The organism is Veillonella sp. KGMB01456 (assembly GCF_023051165.1).
Classification (GTDB): Bacteria; Bacillota; Negativicutes; order Veillonellales; family Veillonellaceae; genus Veillonella_A.
The window spans coordinates 1-18,262 of record NZ_JALKIG010000001.1 but is presented as its reverse complement, the minus strand read 5'-3'; the positions used below and the strand labels follow the sequence as shown (position 1 = coordinate 18,262).

At 39.9% G+C, this 18,262-nt stretch carries 17 protein-coding genes and 1 pseudogene; 6 read left to right on the top strand and 12 right to left on the bottom strand.

The annotated features are described in order from the left end of the window. Positions 1-105: 105 nt before the first annotated feature. From MXE28_RS00090 to MXE28_RS00065, 6 genes are all read right to left on the bottom strand, one after another. The gene (locus tag MXE28_RS00090; RefSeq protein WP_021842644.1) at positions 106-531 is read right to left on the bottom strand and encodes a hypothetical protein; all 426 of its coding nucleotides are present in this window, start codon (positions 529-531) and stop codon (positions 106-108) included. A 176-nt stretch (positions 532-707) separates the two neighbouring features. After that, the gene (locus MXE28_RS00085) at positions 708-1,121 is read right to left on the bottom strand and encodes a hypothetical protein (protein ID WP_021842643.1); all 414 of its coding nucleotides are present in this window, start codon (positions 1,119-1,121) and stop codon (positions 708-710) included. A 30-nt stretch (positions 1,122-1,151) separates the two neighbouring features. Beyond that, positions 1,152-1,454 carry a hypothetical protein gene (locus tag MXE28_RS00080; RefSeq protein WP_247239641.1) on the bottom strand — a complete coding sequence of 101 codons (303 nt, stop codon included), beginning with the start codon at positions 1,452-1,454 and terminating at the stop codon, positions 1,152-1,154. Between the two features lie 206 nt (positions 1,455-1,660). Continuing rightward, a complete protein-coding gene (locus MXE28_RS00075; RefSeq protein ID WP_021842641.1) occupies positions 1,661-2,023 on the bottom strand; it encodes a hypothetical protein in 363 nt (120 codons plus the stop codon). Positions 2,024-2,049: 26 nt separating this feature from the next. Further along, positions 2,050-3,981, bottom strand: a complete 1,932-nt coding sequence (locus MXE28_RS00070) for a type I restriction-modification system subunit M/S (protein ID WP_021842640.1) — start codon at positions 3,979-3,981, stop codon at positions 2,050-2,052. 679 nt (positions 3,982-4,660) lie between these two features. Then, positions 4,661-5,965, bottom strand: a complete 1,305-nt coding sequence (locus tag MXE28_RS00065; protein WP_021842639.1) for an ATP-binding protein — start codon at positions 5,963-5,965, stop codon at positions 4,661-4,663. 360 nt (positions 5,966-6,325) lie between these two features. Here MXE28_RS00065 and MXE28_RS00060 point away from each other — a divergent pair, with 360 nt between their 5' ends. After that, on the top strand, positions 6,326-7,018 hold the full coding sequence (locus MXE28_RS00060; RefSeq protein WP_021842638.1) for a 5-bromo-4-chloroindolyl phosphate hydrolysis family protein: 693 nt from the start codon (positions 6,326-6,328) through the stop codon (positions 7,016-7,018). A gap of 166 nt (positions 7,019-7,184) precedes the next feature. Continuing rightward, positions 7,185-8,345: a toxic anion resistance protein gene (locus MXE28_RS00055; RefSeq protein WP_021842637.1), complete on the top strand. Its 1,161-nt coding sequence runs from the start codon at positions 7,185-7,187 to the stop codon at positions 8,343-8,345. A 157-nt stretch (positions 8,346-8,502) separates the two neighbouring features. Here the strand turns inward: MXE28_RS00055 and MXE28_RS00050 are convergent, their stop codons facing one another. The 6 genes from MXE28_RS00050 to MXE28_RS00025 form a co-directional block, all read right to left on the bottom strand. Next, entirely contained in the window at positions 8,503-9,096 is a 594-nt protein-coding gene (locus tag MXE28_RS00050; RefSeq protein WP_021842636.1) for a helix-turn-helix domain-containing protein, read from the bottom strand. A gap of 125 nt (positions 9,097-9,221) precedes the next feature. After that, on the bottom strand, positions 9,222-10,082 hold the full coding sequence (locus tag MXE28_RS00045) for a GIY-YIG nuclease family protein (protein WP_247239640.1): 861 nt from the start codon (positions 10,080-10,082) through the stop codon (positions 9,222-9,224). A gap of 37 nt (positions 10,083-10,119) precedes the next feature. Further along, positions 10,120-10,794: an alpha/beta hydrolase-fold protein gene (locus tag MXE28_RS00040; protein ID WP_247239639.1), complete on the bottom strand. Its 675-nt coding sequence runs from the start codon at positions 10,792-10,794 to the stop codon at positions 10,120-10,122. A gap of 19 nt (positions 10,795-10,813) precedes the next feature. Further along, positions 10,814-11,143, bottom strand: a complete 330-nt coding sequence (locus tag MXE28_RS00035) for a hypothetical protein (protein WP_156705829.1) — start codon at positions 11,141-11,143, stop codon at positions 10,814-10,816. 28 nt (positions 11,144-11,171) lie between these two features. Continuing rightward, complete coding sequence (locus MXE28_RS00030) at positions 11,172-11,561, bottom strand: hypothetical protein (RefSeq protein WP_156705831.1); 390 nt, start codon at positions 11,559-11,561, stop codon at positions 11,172-11,174. Positions 11,562-11,654: 93 nt separating this feature from the next. Continuing rightward, on the bottom strand, positions 11,655-12,527 hold the full coding sequence (locus MXE28_RS00025; RefSeq protein ID WP_021842631.1) for a LysR family transcriptional regulator: 873 nt from the start codon (positions 12,525-12,527) through the stop codon (positions 11,655-11,657). Between the two features lie 147 nt (positions 12,528-12,674). Between MXE28_RS00025 and MXE28_RS00020 the strand changes: the two genes are divergently transcribed. The 4 genes and pseudogenes from MXE28_RS00020 (at position 12,675) to MXE28_RS00005 (ending at position 17,908) form a co-directional block, all read left to right on the top strand. After that, positions 12,675-12,908, top strand: a complete 234-nt coding sequence (locus MXE28_RS00020; protein WP_021842630.1) for a hypothetical protein — start codon at positions 12,675-12,677, stop codon at positions 12,906-12,908. Between the two features lie 21 nt (positions 12,909-12,929). Next, positions 12,930-14,060, top strand: coding sequence for an alpha/beta hydrolase (locus tag MXE28_RS00015; RefSeq protein ID WP_021842629.1), 1,131 nt, complete (start codon positions 12,930-12,932; stop codon positions 14,058-14,060). A 324-nt stretch (positions 14,061-14,384) separates the two neighbouring features. Next, positions 14,385-16,534, top strand: a pseudogene (gene cooS, locus MXE28_RS00010) (anaerobic carbon-monoxide dehydrogenase catalytic subunit). Positions 16,535-16,879: 345 nt separating this feature from the next. Continuing rightward, positions 16,880-17,908: a virulence RhuM family protein gene (locus MXE28_RS00005; RefSeq protein ID WP_021842626.1), complete on the top strand. Its 1,029-nt coding sequence runs from the start codon at positions 16,880-16,882 to the stop codon at positions 17,906-17,908. Positions 17,909-18,262 lie beyond the last annotated feature (354 nt).

The following is an 18,262-nucleotide window of genomic DNA, read 5'->3' as shown; positions in this document are numbered from 1 at the left end:
GCGGTTTGAATTCACATATCCGCTCAAACCGCATTTTCAAATCAGCATATATTGTTTCATCTTAAATCAATCAACAGAACTAACGCATTTTCACGTTTCCCGGTTTTAACGCCCCTTCGGCGTAATCCCCATTTCACTCAAATTATCAATGGTAAACGGATATTTCCTTGCCAGATCCCCCATATCTTTTTTGCTAAAAGCCCCGTACTTCATCCCATAGGCCTTCACCACATAGGCATTGCCGTAGATGTTCGTGCCGATTAGCATGCTGGCGTTGCCATTATAATAGTTGTCATCAAGCGGGCAAAAGAAGGGATTTATCAATTCAGCTTCCATCCTCTTGATGGAGTTTTTAGCATCAACCACAAATACATAGCCCGCCAGACGATAGGCCCCAAATATATCGACTTTGTGAAAACTTTCGTGCTTGCAAATATCCAGTATCTTGCCCCAACCATGGTTATCGGTCTCAATGGTAATAAATTCAGAATGGCCGTCATACCCGATTTTTAACACTTTATCCCGTTTCATAGCAGCAGTCCTCTATCCCCTAAATAGCAACGATCTCCTATAGCCTAATAAGTTTTGTAAAAAAACGCATTACCTTATAATATTCGACTACATGTAATGCGTTTCCTCTTTTATGAGCTAATTTTTCGGGTATTTTACCTGCTTTTTCTTACTAATTTCATATGGCTCGCTTGGTGCTATTTTGGCTCCTCATCGTCCCCTTTAATCGGAAATGGATATACTTTTTTCAACTCCCTAATATCCTCATCATAGAGGGCACGGTAAGTGCCATTATCAAATTTCACGACATAGGCATTTCCGAATATATTTCGTTCCGCAAGCTTTGAGGCATTTTCATTGAAAAGTTCGGCATCATCGGCTTTAGTAAATCCCTTCCGGGGGTCTTTATTAAACGGATTAATCGTGTTGTGACCATTTACAACGATATAAAAATTCTTGCCTAAATTTTTAACTTTAATTTTCCGTATACTACAGAAGTGTCTATGTCGTGCGGCACCGGCTATTCCGTCTTGACCATAGGGCCCCGCCTCTACTTCTACAAATCGAGATACACCATCACGCCCAATCTCCAGTTCTTTATATTTTTTCATAAAAACACGCTCCTTACTCCCACACGACAACTAATTATCCGATTCGGCCATTTTATTCAACGTCTCCGGCTCATTCCCGCTATCAACCTCAGCCACAGCAGTTTTTTCACAGGACAAACTCGCTACATACTCCACTAAAAGTTGTGCCAACCAATTGCCCCTACCAAGGCTTTTACCATTCACAACCTTCGTAGAATTATTAACCAAGCTATAACGGGCCAACACCTTGCCTTTTTCATCACGCAAGGTCATGCTCCCGCGCATTTCCCCGCGAATGGATGCCACCACGCGCCCGTCTTTTTTATACGGCAACATAACTTTATGCATCTTCATGTACTCCTCTTCGTCTTCATAATGAAGGCCTCGACTGCCTTCGATAAAAGTCTTTGCGAAACATAGTATCCCCCTTAACTCAGCATAGGCCTCTTCATCTATACATCTTTCTATATGCCACTTCATCTATACATCTTTCTATATGCCTCTTCATGTATGCATCTTCGTATATGCCTCTTCGCGTATATATCCGCCGGCAGGCCTGATTAACCAAGCACCTTTTGGATATATTCCATATCCTCGTCTTCCAGAAATTCTCTATAGCTGTCGGTGCGAATGATATACACATTGCCTTGCACCGGTTTGCCAAGCAGCTTTGAGGCCTTTTCGTTATAGGCCGTTTTGCCGATAGGCATCCACATGCCATAGTTTCGTTCACCAATGGTTACGTCTTCAAATACCATGCCTTCCGCCCGTTCTCTAAATTCCAAATACCCCGGCGCAACGCCACCGATGCTGTAAAAAACATTAACCGATATGACGTTATAGCTGCCATCCGCATTGATACGTAAAATTTCGGCGGTGCCGTCTTCGATTGGGTCGTAAAAAATGCTTTTTTTCGTAAACATACACATCCTCCTCACTATACAAAATCCTATTTATTCTCTTGTTCTGCTTTAGCCATCGCGTTCTCAATGAGTGCCTTTTTGCCTTCTGAAATCGTATCTAATTGCCTTTGAATGTTTTCTTCTTCAGCTGCCATTTTCAAAAATTCCTTAGCAAGCATCTCTTGTTCGTCACGAGGCACGATTGGAATTTGAACCTCCCCTAAATCGGTGATACTGATTGTCTTCGTGCGCGATGAAGGATTCATGTTTTCACTAATTCGAGTCAATTGTTCTTTTGCCAAATCCGAAGTCAGATACATAAACAAATAGATGGAATTTATTTCATTTTCATCAACGGTCAGCTTATAGGTATTGCCGCTGCAATATACATTGCGCCCCTTCAAATCATCGATAAAGCCGAATTTAAACGGTGCCGATTTACTCATAATAATTGTGTTTGTCTTCAGCGGTTTCCGATTTCCCGTTACTGTGACTGTCGTAAGCGAAGGCATTTTCAAAACATCAATCGTGCGGTTATTTAGATGTTTCGGCGTAATGTATTTTGCCAAATCACCGGTATCCGCCGTATCCGACTCATCGACTTTTTCATCGGCGCCACGTCGAATCTTGCACACATCGCCGAGGAAATAGGATGGACCCTTAAACAGCTCCTCCGTATCAGTCGTTGCCGTAGCGTTTCTATTGGTGTATCGATCCGGCGCCAAATCACATTGCGGCCCTTCATCCCGGCCTAAATTCCATACGTTAACAATTTCTTCGTCATCAAAACGATGGTGCCGTCTATGAGACATAGGGGCCTTCAAGAGGTCTTCAACAGCTACATCCCTCACTATATCTTCAATGACAGTTTCGTCATCAGTCATAGTTCCCGTGTATTTTTCACCATAGCGATAAAGATCGGCAATCTGTTTTATATTCTCGTCCGATAAATAGTACACCGGCTCTCTCTTAGTCCTGATTTCACCGGCATTAATCATGCGTACGTAGCGATTATCTTTTTTTGAAAAAATCCAGAGGATAGCGGCTTTCTTATTTCCCGGAATCAGGCGATTCGATAATAAGATAACGCTCTCCACCAAACCTTCTTCAAGCAGTTTACGACGAATCGCCCTATAAAGTTTATCTGAAGCGGCCTCAGTCGATGTAAGGGCCATGAGTTTACCGCCGGGTTGCAGTGAATCCAACGCTTTAAGAACATAGGGCCATTCTCCGTTATGCATAGCTCTGTCTGAACTGCTATAAAACAACTCAGCCAGTGAGCTTTGTAAATAATAGCCACGATATTGAATCTCCGTTAGCGGGTTTTTACGCGGTGGGCAAATAACGGCGGCGGCCCCTTCACTATTGGCCTGTTTTTCAATAAAAAGGTTTCCCAGTTGAAGGTCTGCTGCTTCACCCACCATGCACATCCGAATTTTAGTAACTACATAGTTACTTTCTTTCACTTCAATCCCCGATACCTGTGGTTTTGAAGAATTTTTCAAGAGTGACTGAATCAGAAATTGACCTTGTGCAAACCCCCAGTCGTATACAGACTCTTGACCTCTTAACAATTCAACAAACAAGCGATTAATACTTCTTCCCACATTGTATTCAGACTTCGACCGAATAATTGGCTCGGCGAGAAGGATATAGGCAAATAGCTCTTCCGTTTTACAAGGCTCTAAAGGTGGTAATACGTTCGGATAGTATTGTCTCAAATCAATATAATCCTTTTTAATTGAAGGCAGCTTAACCTCTTTTGCAATGTAGTCCTCTGCCTCGCTTTCAGTAAGTCTATGACGTTTCATAGTGAACATTAACGTAGCAAACAAAATGCTGTCCTTGAACGGGATAAGTGGTAAATCATCGTCAGAATCATAATAGTAATATTCGAAAACACTCGCCACTTTGCCGACAAACTTTTCAAGAACATCCTCACTGAATTCTTTTAACATACCAATTGAATAACCTAACATAACTAACTCCTCCTTACGTGAATACAAATTCGTCCGTTTTTATCTAGTAAGCTAACTAGATGAATTTATGGGTTTACTAGATAGTTTTTACTAGATATTTTCTACTAGATGGTTTTTGCTGACTAGATACTTTTTAGATTTACTAGATAACTTTTGGGCTTACTAGATAATCTATTGACTAACACTTTTATTCTTTTTGGTTTTGTATAACCATTTTAAAGAATGCTAAAAAAATTTAAAACGTTCTTACTAGATGATTTTAAAACCTCCTTTACAGGATGAAGCAACACTCTTACTAGATAAACTAACACTCTTGCCGGATGAGCTAACACTTTTACCGGATACATTGTTTCAGGCCTACCGGTTATTGACTCATCCGTATATTACGCTTAAGCCTCTAAGGAGCTTTCTCCTATTTATGAGCTTCAACCCCTCTCTGCACTTTCATTGTACAACCAAAATTACACGAAGTCAAATGGTTTTAAACAACCATTTTTCACTTGGTTGTTGTTTGGGTTATTGTTTTGGTTATTGTTTTGGTTATTGTTTTGGTTGCTATTTTAATTCTAATCTACTAATTTATTTATCTATTAAATATTAAACGTGGGCCGATCTATTTAACTGATTTTTAAAGTAAAACAGGCAATCATTTAATCAAATGATTGCCAAAATAACACTATTAAAATAATCGAGTAATATCTTTATTTAACAGGAACTGCTCTACGCCAACATAAACAATCCCATTATCATCACGCCAAGGTTTAATATAGTCACGTATAACCACAAGTTTGCCAAACGAATCCGGGATCCGCAGTAATGAAGCTATTTCCTGATTTCGTTTTTCAGGTTTATCAATCGATAGCGCCGATTGTATGTAGTATCTCTGATTGGATTGATTGACTATAAAATCAACTTCCAATTGCTTACGAGTATTTTTACCGGAATCAGTTCTAATATACTCCTCAACAACACCTACATCCACATTATAGCCCCGACGTACTAAGTCACAGTACAAAACATTTTCCATAATATGGTTTTCTTCCTGTTGACGAAAACTTAATCTTGCATTTCGTATACCCACATCAGTGTAATAATATTTTAACGGTGTTTTGATATATTTTTTTCCTTTAACATCATATCGATTAGCTTGCTTTATTAAAAAAGCATCAACAAAATAACTCAAATATCTACTGATTGTAGTCGAATTGATTTTAACTTGTTTTTTACTCAAAAAAGTATTAGCTAATTTTGTCGGATTCGTTAAAGATCCTATACTGGAAGCAATAATATTTAATAAATCTTCCAAAATGGACGTATCATTTTGAATTTGATAACGTTCTACTACATCCTTTAAATAGGTTCGCAAAAATAAATCACTTAAATACTTACTCTTTTCTTCGTGCGTTTGTAGTGAAAAAACTACCGGCATCCCGCCATAGGTATAATAATCAAGCCATGCATTGCGTTCCGGTCCCTCATATTTTTCATACATTTCTGCAAAGGAAAGAGGATATACTTGAATTTCATCCGCACGATCCCGAAATTGGGTAAGAATATCTGAAGATAGCATTTTAGAATTACTACCGGTTACATAAATATCCACATTAGGCAACTTCATTAACCCCAGCAAAACATCTATGAAGGTTAATTTTGCTGTATTATCATTAACGTATGGATTCTTAATCTCAGCTACAAATTGAATCTCGTCAATTAAAATATAATATTGTGTTGAAGTTCTCTCTATTTGCGATCTAAGATACGCGTCCAACTCGATTGGATTTCTATATTTGGCATTGCCAATTTCATCGAGAGCTAATTGGACAATTTGATTATCATGAACATTATTTTGATGTAAGTAATTAACAAATAATTTAAAAAGTAAATACGACTTTCCGCATCTTCGAATCCCCGTTATCACTTTGATTCTACCATTATGTTTTTTAGCCACTAATTTTTCAATATATTCCGCTCTGGCAAATTCCATTATATTCTCACCTCACTTCATATTTCGAAATTTTATTGCGGATTCCGCATTTTTTCCTCGACTATATTATAGCAATGATATTAACTTGCTTCAAGACAATTCGAATTTTTATTGCGGATTCCGCATTTTTTTGTCGAGTTTTTCTTCAAGCTTTTCTTCGGCATTTCTTCAAGTATGTAATAAATAGGCTTAAGAAACTTCCTCGTCAATCTACGGCCCTCAGACTATATTCGCATGCCTTTTACTTCACGCCCGATTGGTCTATTTATCACCTGTGAGTTCTAAATGGATATCGGCAGAGCTTATGAAAATATGATAAAATTAATACAAGCGATTCTTCATATTAAGGAGGAACCATACATGCGATATTTTTGGTTATTTATAGCAGTTTTTTGCTTCACCCTTTCAACGGAATCTTATTTTTCCGGTTTTGAAACAACAAGCCTTGTTATCCTTGGTTTTTTGGCTCTTTACCGTGCCATTCGTTGGAAAAAGAGTTTTAACCCTAAGCTAAAATTCAACAGCGGTAACAAAGAGCTGGACCGCTTCAACACGGAGCTTTTTAATAAAGCCATTACGGACTACAACAAAATGGAGCGGGAAATCAAAACGTTAAACGATAAATCGTTCCGCAAGCAGTTACAAAAAACACAAGGTATTGCCAAGAACTTTCTGACCTATCTGCAAGAGCATCCGGAACGTATCGGGCTGGCGCGCCGTTTCATCGATTATTATCAGGACCGCGCCATCTTATTGGTGCAAAAATACAAAGAATTGGATCGGACCGGTCTTCAGGAGCCAGAAGTGGAACATTCTAAACGAGAGATCAAACAGCTCCTCCATTATTACGACGAAGCCTATGCCGATCAGTTTACCAAGGTTCTTAACTCACAGCTCATCGATCTCGATGCGGAGATGAAGGTCATGAGGGAGAATATGTCGGCGGACGGGCTCAATCCGAATATTCAAGAGCGTCCACCAATCACTAAAGCGAATAATCCTCTCATCAATTCCCTGATTGAGCTTAGTGATAAATTTTTAAATCGTAAGTAAATGAACGCAGGATACCCACCCTAATGCAGGGTGCAGAATTCCCACCTAAGGCATGGCGTAGGATACCCATCTAATATATGGCTCAGAATCCCCACCTGTACCTTGCGTGAAGTTGGGCAGCAACATTGGTTAATTTTTAAATCGTAGACGAAAGTAGGGTGCAATTATGGCTGAAATTAATTTGAACGACCTCTTAGCGAAGAAACAGGCAGAAGCTACGGAAGATACACCAACCATTGAAACAACGGAATTGGTTCGCGTTAACCAACAAGTAGAGACGCTCACGCCGGAAGAACGTAAACAAGTAGATCAAATCAAAAACTCCATCGATTTAGTGACGTCCAATGCTATCGCCCAATACGGCATGGCGGCACAGGACAACATTGCGACGTTTTCAGACAGCATCTTGGCGACCGTGAAAAGCACGAATCACGAAGCGGCCGGCACCTTGCTTACCGACTTGGTAAAACAGGTTAACGAATTCGAAGCAGAGCAGGATGGCACTAAAGGCATGTTGGCCAATCTGCCGGTAGTCGGTTCCCTTTTCAAAAAAGTGGCGAACCTCAAAGAGTCTTACACTACGCTGGCTGTTCAAATCGATAAGATTCAAGCCGGTCTGGACAAGCAAAAAATGGTGCTCATGAAAGACGTGGCCATGTTTGACGGTTTGTTTGAAAAGAACCTGGAATACTTCAAACAGCTTCAGCTCTACATCCAAGCGGGCGAAGAAAAACTCCAGGAACTTAATGAAGTAACGATTCCTAAGCTGGAAGCCGATGCTCAGCTCTCCGATAATCCGATGGCTCACCAAGTGGTGCAGGATTTTAAAAACTCCGTGATTCAGTTTGAAAAGAAAGTGCATGACTTGAAGCTCAGCAAAATGATTGCCATTCAAACGGCGCCGCAAATCCGCATCATCCAAAATAACGACAAGATTTTGGTGGACCGCATCCAAACAGCCATCTACAACACTATTCCATTGTGGAAAAACCAGATGGTTCTTGCCCTCGGCCTCGGGCGTCAGCAAGAAGCGCTCAAGATGCAGCAAGCTGTTTCCGAAACTACCAATGAGCTCTTAAAACGCAATGCTGCGCTTCTCAAACAAAACTCGCACGAAACGGCCGTTGAAAATGAACGGGCCATCGTGGACATCGAGACAATTAAGCAGGTTAACGAAGATCTCATCGCTACCATCGAGGATACTATCCGTATCCAGAGTGAAGGACGCCAAAAACGCCAAGCTGCGGAACAGGAATTGCTGCAGATTGAAGGTAAGCTCAAAGACGCACTGCTTAAGAGTGCGGGGCGGGTGGAAGAACAAAAATAGTTGCTTTAATCATCAAATTGACTAGTATTGCTATACTATAAAATCTATATAAACAATTAGGCCTACAAAGTCAGAAATATCTAACTTTGTAGGCCTTTAGTTTTGTCAATTTATGTTCAATTACTGCCTGTTTTTAATACAAACTCTTCAGATTCTTTTATACATTCAATTTAAACAGCCCATGACGGTTACAATAGGCATAAATAATGCCATGCCCACGACTCATAAAACGGCACTCTGCATTTTGTTCAGGATAGAGTTTCACTAATGTATATCTATCTGATGTCACATACGCCATAAAGGAAATATAGTGCTGTTTCGTCATGGGATGCTCCATATGCACGAAAAAGTCATGCTCAATCTTCTCAACGTTAATGATATGTTCCGGAGATTCTTCCGGTGAATCTTCTTCTACAGTAAGAACCGGTAGTTTAACACCGCAGCAATTGAAGTCACCTTCACCAAAACTTGTAATGATATTGCCGCAGATTGGGCAGACATAAAATTTGAGTTTTTTTACATTGGCGGAGCAGTTATCATTGATAGCATATTCGCCGGCAAACAATTCTGCTACGGAGATACTGAGTGCCTCCGCCAATGGCGTAACCAAAGTAATATCCGGTAGACCCTTGCCGGTCTCCCATTTAGAAATCGTCTTGTCACTGATAAGTAGCTTTTCAGCTAATTCTTTTTGCGTGAGCTTCTTGCGTTCACGCAGTTCTTTTAACATCGTGCCTGATATATAATTCATAGCCATTACACCTCTTTCTTTTGCTATGGCTATCTTAAGATAAAATGGGGGTACTGGCTACCTACGCTGCGTAGAATGTCGAAAGAATCTAAGCTTTTATCATTAAACTATTCCCAAAACATTATTTATTCGAATGATTTTTCCGCTTCAGTCTCTTTTAAAGTTTTACCGTCCTCGTTTTTCCATACTGCTGGCCCACTAACATTATATCCAAGGACAAAACATGCAGCGGTGGAAGAACTCGAAAATAATATATCTTCAACTGTTTTCCAATCTTTAATTCTACCAGCTTTATAATGTTTATCTCTTAATTTAATCAATCCGGAACTGAATGATCTAGGGGCTGTTCTTTCATTAACAGAAGCTCCTGACAACAATACAAAACCTTCAGATGTAATCATAGCTGTAGCTGTTGCACTTCCAATATTTAAATATAACTTAGGATATTCTTGACGTGTTATCTCATTTTTTTGAACAATAGGTTCTAAAACTTTATACCCTAACGTATTAATTAAAACCTTAATATTATCAAGAAATTCTTCCATAGCAGCAATTTGAGATTCTTTTAAAATCGTTTTGCGATAAGTATTTTTAGTTAACACCAAATAACGTTTGCTATCTCTAGCCATATCAACTAATCGAGACTCAAGATATCTAATAAGAGCTTTATTTAAATCTCGACCTACAAATAATACTACTGTATTCCAATAATACGTCTCTTTTTCAGCCGCATAATCTCTTAAATGCTGCATTAATCTTTCTTGAATATTTTCAGCTTCACCAATGTACACAGAATCAGTGTCATCCTCTTCCTTGCAAAACAGAAAATATACACCGGCTCCCTTTATATCTGTGCGTTTACATTCACTCACTTCAATTCTTGGAATCTTAATTGCTTTACCGTTCCAATTTGAAAACTCAGCCGTAATAAGACTATCAGCTGTCCCATTGGCCAAAAATAATTCAATTGATTTACCCCTAGCCATTCGTATACACTCCTTTATAATCATTCGCACTTCATATTTATCCGCAAATCTCCGCAATCCCCCTGGCTATCCGCCAATCTATATCCTTAAAATGGTTTCCTTCATTCATTTCAAAGGTTACATCTATATTCTGTTCTCTTAAATGCTTAACAATAGCTTCTGTATTATCCTGTACCGTTTTAAGAATCTGATGTTTCGTTTTAGATTCCTTATCACCTAAAGAGAAGTATAATTTTTCCGGAATACGCTTCATTTGATGCGATTCAACATATTCCTTAAAGTCCAGGAACCAGAACGAACTGGACATGCAGGCAGCCCGTTCAAATACATCACAGTTATAAAGAGCATACAAAGCAAAAAGTCCCGCCATAGAATAACCGGCAATATATGTTTTTGTCGGTGTACCGTCTATTAACTCAAGTCCTTTTGGCAACGCCTCATTTAGGAGCCAATCGAGATACACAGAAGCATCGCCGGTAAATGGCGGCTCTTGTTTTGAAATGAGAGGAATTTCCCACGGTGACAACTCAGAATTCCAATTAAGCTTACTGATAACAAGAAGATTTATATCAAAATCGCCCATTTTCTGAAGTTCTGCCAACACGCCGGAACTATCGTCTTCAAACATATTCAGTACAACTAATGGTTGATTGGGCTTTTCAGCTTTATATAAGGTTATATCCTTGCCTGATAGTTTAAAACACTCTTTCATAAGTTCCCCTTCCATATGATTACTTTTCAATATCAGCCTCTAAGTCATCAATATCGTCATCATCGTCGTTCAAATATCCCCATATTTCTTCGCGATTATATTTTTCACGCAAAAAATTACAAAGTTCAGCCAAATACATAAGATTACATTGGTATTCCACTTCAGGTCCCGGATTTACCTCAAATTCAACCAAGGTAAATATACTCGGATCATTCTCATCGACACCAATATAAAACAACTTCTTTTCTAATTCCACAAGGTCTTTTTCTAAACGCCTACGGACCATTATTAATTCTTCAAGTGTGTCATTCTTATGCTGTTCTACAAACTCTTCCGGACTTATCATCATAATAGTACCCTCTTGATTTTATACACTTTTAATAGTAATACGTCTGATCAATATAATAACGCCAGCCAATTTGATTCATGCCATACTCAAATACCCCATTATGAGGGATTACTACGGTAGTGTGTCCACCTCTCATCGTATTTGTACGATAGCGCCACATATCGTTTCTGAACTTAGAAAAATTCCAAACCACGATTTGCTTTAATTGGCCATTTTTGACGAACTTAGTGGACACTGAAAAACCTCGACCATTCGAATCAGAACTATATGTTATTGCATCGTTCATAACATATATATCAATATTTTCATAATTCCAATGATCTACCCAAACATCCGTAGCGCTTGCCGAATTCATACCGGCGAACATAAAAACTAACCCTAAACAACAAATAAATAATCCCTGCCATAACCGCTTCATATACCTCATCCCTTTCAATCAATGAAACGCACTACTTGATATTTACTTACAGTATAGCACAAGCGTTTTGTCCGGTACACAAAAACATAGTTCTCATGCCACTAGCAAGTTAGTCAGCGCTTTTATAAATATTTCTGTAATGGGTGTAAATATCTGATATTTTTTCCACACGATATAGCAACGGGTTTCCAGCTTAGGCGACAGCGGTCGCCATATTAACTCATCACACTGCGGCACTAAATGTTCAAAAATAAGCTGCAGGCCTACGCCGTTTTTTACAAACTGACTGCCATTATAAAACAAGTTTACATTCCCGATAAAGTTCAACTGATTCACTTTTTCACCACACCAACGGGAGATATCATTTTGAATCGTCTGCTCCGAAGCAATCAGGTTTTCACTAACAAGATCATCAAAAACAATGGCCTGTTTCGCTGCCAATGGATGGTCAGGCCGCATCAATACACCATAGGTATCAGTGCCCGGCAGTTCAATATAATTAAAGTTATCAAGGCTCGGCGGCTCCACAATTAAGGCGAAGTCCAATATGCCTCGCTCAATGCGCTCAATAACCTGCTCGGTATTGCCGCTGGTAATGTGAAAATGAAGTAACGGATACTGTAGTTGTAACTCGTGAAAAACAGTGGCAATATGATGAACCAAATACGTTTCTGCACAACCGAAACGAATCTCGCCACCTATGAGATTATCCATGTCTTGAAATTCCTGCATCGTTTTATCGACCAAAGACAGAATATCCTCCGCTCGTTTTCTCAGCAAAACGCCTTCCTCCGTGAGCACAAGATTACGCCCCTGTTTTTGAAAAACCTTCTTCCCCAAGGTATCTTCCAACTGTTTCATCTGAACAGAGAGGGTGGGTTGTGATATATGCAATTCATTGGCAGCCGCTGTCATACTGCCTTCCCTTGCTATCGTCAGGAAATGGCGCAAAATAGTGGTATCCATACTGCATCCCCTTTCGGTTTAATCGATTAAGATTTTTAATAGATTTCAATTTATTATTGATATTGGTAATTTGTCTTTGTAGCCATTATACTATGGTCATACAGTTGAAGTAAACAAACAACGACCAATTAGAAAGGGGTGACACGAATGCCCGAAGCTTCAGATATTAGGGGTATCATTCGACAAAATCTCCTTGATGCCGGCTGTAGTGAAACGATGACAAAATCTTGTATGGATGAATTCACACAAGGTAAACGAGTCCAGCTACACAGACGCTTATTGGCTCATCGTAAGGAATTATTGAATGTACTTCATTGTAAACAACAACAAATCGACTGTCTGGATTATCTTATTTATCAATTAACAAAATCTAAAAAGTAAACGATTACGGAGGAGACCCTTATGAAGAAATTATTCAAAACGAAACGAATTCTTATGACCTTAGCATTAGGCACACTCATGACAGCTACCGGCATCGCGGCCCAAACAGTTTCGGCGGCCGGCCCTGCAGTAGCACAAGCCAACGCACTCATTTCACCGGGTGTAATCACCGAAGACCTTAAACTTACCAACGAATGGGATAAAAAGTTTAAAAAGAGCGATAAAGTAAATCATCAAAAAGTAACGTTCCACAACCGCTACGGCATTACTCTCGCAGCCGATATGTATGTGCCTAAAAATATCAAAGCCGGCGAAAAATTACCGGCTATCGTAGTGGTGGGCCCGTTCGGCGCCGTTAAGGAACAGGTATCCGGCCTGTATGCCCAAACTTTGGCAGAACGCGGTTATATTGCCATCGCCTTTGACCCGTCTTTCACCGGTGAAAGTGGCGGTAATGTCCGCAATGTAGCATCACCGGAAATCAACACGGAAGATTATTCTGCCGCCATCGATTTTCTTACCACACAAAGTCTGGTTGATACTGACCGCTTAGGCATCTTAGGTATCTGCGGCTTCGGTGGGATTGCCTTAAATAACGCTTCCATGGATACTCGTGTAAAAGCCAGCGTTATTACAACTATGTACGACATGACCCGTTACTATGCGAATGGCTATAACGATGCCAATGACAGCGCCGAAGCACGTCATCAGACGTTAGAAGAGCTTAATGCACAGCGTACGGAAGATTATAAAAACGATACCTTCGTCCGCACCGGTGCCAATGTAAATCCGGATTTATTACCAGCTGATGCACCGAAATTTATCCGCGACTATGCTGAGTATTATGCAACGGACCGAGGCTACCATCCACGTTCCGTCAACTCCCTTGGCGGTTGGAATAAAACATCCGCCTTATCTTTTATCAACATGCCGTTCTTACAACGCTCCGATGAAATTCAGAGTGCCGTATTGATCATCGCCGGTGAAGAAGCGCATTCCCGTTACTTCAGTGAAGATGCCTTCAAAAAACTTAAAGGGGACAACAAAGAGTTGATTATTGTTCCGGGTGCATGGCATACTGATTTCTATGATAATCCAAACTACATTCCGTTTGATAAAATCGATGCATTCTATCAACAATATTTGAAATAAGTAAAACCTGAAAAAGGTCTCACTCAGATATTAATCGAGTGGGACCTTTCATTTATTTGTAGTATTTTATTTAAGCAATGACAGGAACGCCCTTTCCATTCCACTCATTTTTTATCTTCGGACCACCATTGGTCTCATTACCTCTCATTATACATGACTCGGGCATACAGCAAAATCGTTTTTCCTAAATATACAAATGTACTTGATAATTTTACAAAAACAACGATTTCTTCTTGATAATACACTGAAGTAGTTCTATACTTAAAGTAGCAAATAGTCGGTAGTAAGTACTATTCTTTTTACACTTAAAGGAAGTGAATTCTTATGTCTGAACACGACAATCAACAAGACAAAAAGCACGTTCACGATCATAACCATGATCACCACCACAATCATGAGCATCTTCACGATCATGACCATGACCACCATCATCCTCATACTCATGAACACGCTCATGATCACGCACACGACCACGACCATGAACATGATTGTCTCGCCGACCACGTACATCCTCATGACCACAATCATCCTCATGTACATGGCGACGTTAACGACTACATGAAAGCCGTTGCGGAATATCGCAAAACTTTTGCCTCCAAACAAGACGTTTTGGACAAAACGCCGGATCCTGCGGTACGTGAAATGATTCTTCGTATGGAACAAATCGGTTGCGATACTACTTTTGATCGTTTTGACAAACAAAAACCACAGTGTACCTTCGGTTTAGCCGGTGTCTGCTGTAAAATCTGTAACATGGGTCCATGTAAGATTACACCACAAGCGCCACGCGGTGTCTGTGGTGCCGATGCAGACCTCATCGTATCTCGTAACTTATTGCGCAGTGCCGCTGCCGGCGTGGCTCAACACGGTGCGCACGCTCGCGAAGTTATTTTTCCTTAAAATTTGTTGCTGAAGGTCGTTTGAATTTACCGATTATCGGTGTTGAAAAATTACACCAAGTTTGCAAAGCCTTTGGCATCCCGGATGACACGGATGATGTTAAAGCCTTAGCCGGCAAATTGGCTGATGTTCTCTTGGCCGACTTATCTCGCGCCACACCGGATGACTACGAAGCCATCAAAGCCTTGGCTCCGGCTGAACGCCAAAAAGTTTGGCAAGATTTGGACATTATTCCAATCAGTGCTTATAACGAAGTATTCGATGCTTACCACCGCACCGGTTGCGGTACCGATGGTGATTGGGAAAGCATTATGAAACAATTCTTGCGTTGCGGTCTTGCTTTCTGCTACACCGGCGTAGTCGCTGCCGATATTGCTACCGATGTTCTCTTCGGTATCGGTCATCGGGCGACTTCAAAAGTAAATGTCGGTGCTTTGAAAAAAGGCTATGTTAACATTGCCGTTCACGGTCATTTACCAACCTTAGTGAGCGAAATCGTTCGTGTCGGCCGCACTCAGGAATTCATCGACATGGCGAAAGCCCATGGTGCCGAAGGGATTCAGTTCTACGGCGTATGCTGTTCCTGCTTGTCCGCTATGTACCGTTACGAAGGCGTTATTCCTTTGTCAAACGCCGTTGGTGCCGAACTCGTTTTAGGTACCGGTGCGCTTGATTTATGGGTAGCCGATGTACAGGACGTATTCCCTGCCATCATGGATGTGGCGCGTTGCTTCAAAACAACGGTCGTGACTACTAACGATGCAGCTCGTCTCCCAGGCGCTGAACATTATGCGTATGATCATCATCATTCCAACATTGAAGACACTGAAAAATTGGCGCGCAAAATCGTAACCCGCGCTATCGAAAGCTTTGCTAATCGTCGCGATGTGCCGGTTTTCATTCCACCATACGAAGTAACCGCCGATGTAGGCTTCAATGCTGAAAACATTGCTGAAGAATTCAATGGTTTCGGTGCTTTTGTAGATGCTTTGAAGAGCGGTCAAATCAAAGGTATGGTTAACATGGTTGGCTGTAACAACCCGCGCGTTATTTACGAACGAGCCATTGTTGATATTGCCGACGAATTATTGAAAAACAACATTTTAATTTTCACAAACGGTTGTGCATCCTTCCCACTCTTAAAATTGGGCTATTGCAGTAAAGACGGTGCGTCCAAAGCCGGTAAATCCTTACAGGAATTCTTGGGCGGCAAATTACCACCGGTATGGCATGTAGGCGAATGCGTAGATAACACGCGTGTATCCACCGTTTTAGCCGGCGTCGCTCAGGCAGCGGGCAAAGACATTAAAGATATGCCTTACGCCTTCACCAGTCCTGAATGGTCCAATGAAAAAGGTCTCGACGCTTCCCTTGCATTCCGCATGTTCGGTATCAACTCCTACCACTGCGTAGAACCACCGGTACAAGGCTCCACTAATGTGGAAAACTTCTTAAAACACGACACGAAAGACACGCTCGGTTCTGTTATGACCGTTAATACAGATCCAAAAGCTTTGGCTAAACAGATTATCGAAGGCATCGAAGAAAAACGTCGTAAGTTAGGTTGGGACTAGTGGAAGCCTTATTAGTATAAACTAGTCAAAATTTCTGGTTTGTAAAAACTAAGTGAGAATTGCTAGTTACTATAAACTAAATCAGAATTACTTTTTATGTGCGAATCGATATAGAAAGTGATTTAATTCAGCTCTTATAAAAACTAAAAATAGTATTCAATAAATCCCTCCTCTTAACGTTAAGGCTCAGATTCTAACGTAAGGGGGAGGGATTTTAATGTCAATTTACTAATTCCATCCCTATCATCGAAGCCGCCTTTAATCCTTATAACTCTTTTCATGTTATAATTGTTCTAAGAAAGAATTAGTGAGTATATGAAATAAAATATTTTTAGGAGGTTCAATATGTTTTTTCCTTTCCCGGACGGATTACATCCTCAAGGAGATGTAATTATTTATCAATCAAATGATACCAATATTACCACTAATGTGCTTTTTAAAAATGAGACATTTTGGATGCCTCAAAAAGATATAGCTCAATTGTTCAATGTTGAACGTTCAACCATCAGCCGCCATTTACAAAATATTTTTAATGAACACGAACTTGATAAATCAGTGGTATGTGCAGAAATTGCACATACCACTAAACATGGTGCTATAGATGAAAAAACTCAGACCAAAAATGTCACCTATTATAACCTTGACGCCATCATCGCCGTTGGCTACCGAGTTAATAGTAAAGAGGCTACTCAATTTCGTATATGGGCCACAAATACACTACGAGAATATATTGTAAAAGGATTCGCCTTAAATGATGATTTACTAAAAAATGGTCGTCAATTCGGCAAAGACTATTTCGATGAATTATTAGAACGTATCAGGGAGATTCGTGCTTCTGAAAGACGTTTCTATCAAAAAATTACCGATATTTTTTCACAATGCAGCTATGACTACGATAAAAATAGCCAAGAGGCTCAACTATTCTATTCTACTGTTCAAAATAAGCTCCATTGGGCCATTACAAATCATACGGCGGCTGAAATTATTCATGAGCGTGCGAATCATCAAAAACCACATATGGGATTAACAACGTGGAAAAATATGCCTGATGGCAAAATACTCCAAAGCGATGTTATCACTGCAAAAAACTATTTGACTGAATCCGAGCTACGAGAATTAAACCGAGTAGTAACAATGTTCCTAGATTATGCGGAAAATCAGGCAGAAAGACAAATTGCCATGAGCATGTCCGATTGGTCAGGCAGACTTGATAATTTCTTGCAGTTCAATGAGTATGATATTTTAAATAACGCAGGAAAAATATCCGCCGAGGTAGCAAAATCACTTGCTAAAAGTGAATATAAAAAATTTCGCGTCATCCAAGACAAAGAATATATCTCTGATTTTGATAAAATAGTCAAGAAAATTAAGTAAAAAACTATCTCGCCTAATACAATAGATATTATATTTTGCATTACAATTATTTAATATCATTCCTCAATATTGCATTTTTATTCTCTTGAGTCTATAATTACTTTTAAGAGGTGGAGGGTGTTTCACCCTCTTGCTTTTTTACTTTTTAGAAGCCTTGTAAATCAGTATTGCAGCTGCCAGATTGATGATACTAATTACAAGGCTTATATCTTTTTATATTCATCAAGTGCTCTTAAATTTTCAAAAAGGGACCCTCCGCCTGAACCGACCCCTTAAAGTTAGACCTAAAAATCTAATTTTAAGGAGGTCGGTTTTTTCATGTCAAAATATAGTTTTAAATTTAAGCTAAAAGTT

Coding starts and splice junctions, on each gene's coding strand:
- MXE28_RS00090 (WP_021842644.1), bottom strand. CDS start 531: ATGAAACGGGATAAAGTGTTAAAAATCGGGTATGACGGCCATTCTGAA.
- MXE28_RS00085 (WP_021842643.1), bottom strand. CDS start 1,121: ATGAAAAAATATAAAGAACTGGAGATTGGGCGTGATGGTGTATCTCGA.
- MXE28_RS00080 (WP_247239641.1), bottom strand. CDS start 1,454: ATGAAGATGCATAAAGTTATGTTGCCGTATAAAAAAGACGGGCGCGTG.
- MXE28_RS00075 (WP_021842641.1), bottom strand. CDS start 2,023: ATGTTTACGAAAAAAAGCATTTTTTACGACCCAATCGAAGACGGCACC.
- MXE28_RS00070 (WP_021842640.1), bottom strand. CDS start 3,981: ATGTTAGGTTATTCAATTGGTATGTTAAAAGAATTCAGTGAGGATGTT.
- MXE28_RS00065 (WP_021842639.1), bottom strand. CDS start 5,965: ATGGAATTTGCCAGAGCGGAATATATTGAAAAATTAGTGGCTAAAAAA.
- MXE28_RS00060 (WP_021842638.1), top strand. CDS start 6,326: ATGCGATATTTTTGGTTATTTATAGCAGTTTTTTGCTTCACCCTTTCA.
- MXE28_RS00055 (WP_021842637.1), top strand. CDS start 7,185: ATGGCTGAAATTAATTTGAACGACCTCTTAGCGAAGAAACAGGCAGAA.
- MXE28_RS00050 (WP_021842636.1), bottom strand. CDS start 9,096: ATGAATTATATATCAGGCACGATGTTAAAAGAACTGCGTGAACGCAAG.
- MXE28_RS00045 (WP_247239640.1), bottom strand. CDS start 10,082: ATGGCTAGGGGTAAATCAATTGAATTATTTTTGGCCAATGGGACAGCT.
- MXE28_RS00040 (WP_247239639.1), bottom strand. CDS start 10,794: ATGAAAGAGTGTTTTAAACTATCAGGCAAGGATATAACCTTATATAAA.
- MXE28_RS00035 (WP_156705829.1), bottom strand. CDS start 11,143: ATGATGATAAGTCCGGAAGAGTTTGTAGAACAGCATAAGAATGACACA.
- MXE28_RS00030 (WP_156705831.1), bottom strand. CDS start 11,561: ATGAAGCGGTTATGGCAGGGATTATTTATTTGTTGTTTAGGGTTAGTT.
- MXE28_RS00025 (WP_021842631.1), bottom strand. CDS start 12,527: ATGGATACCACTATTTTGCGCCATTTCCTGACGATAGCAAGGGAAGGC.
- MXE28_RS00020 (WP_021842630.1), top strand. CDS start 12,675: ATGCCCGAAGCTTCAGATATTAGGGGTATCATTCGACAAAATCTCCTT.
- MXE28_RS00015 (WP_021842629.1), top strand. CDS start 12,930: ATGAAGAAATTATTCAAAACGAAACGAATTCTTATGACCTTAGCATTA.
- MXE28_RS00005 (WP_021842626.1), top strand. CDS start 16,880: ATGTTTTTTCCTTTCCCGGACGGATTACATCCTCAAGGAGATGTAATT.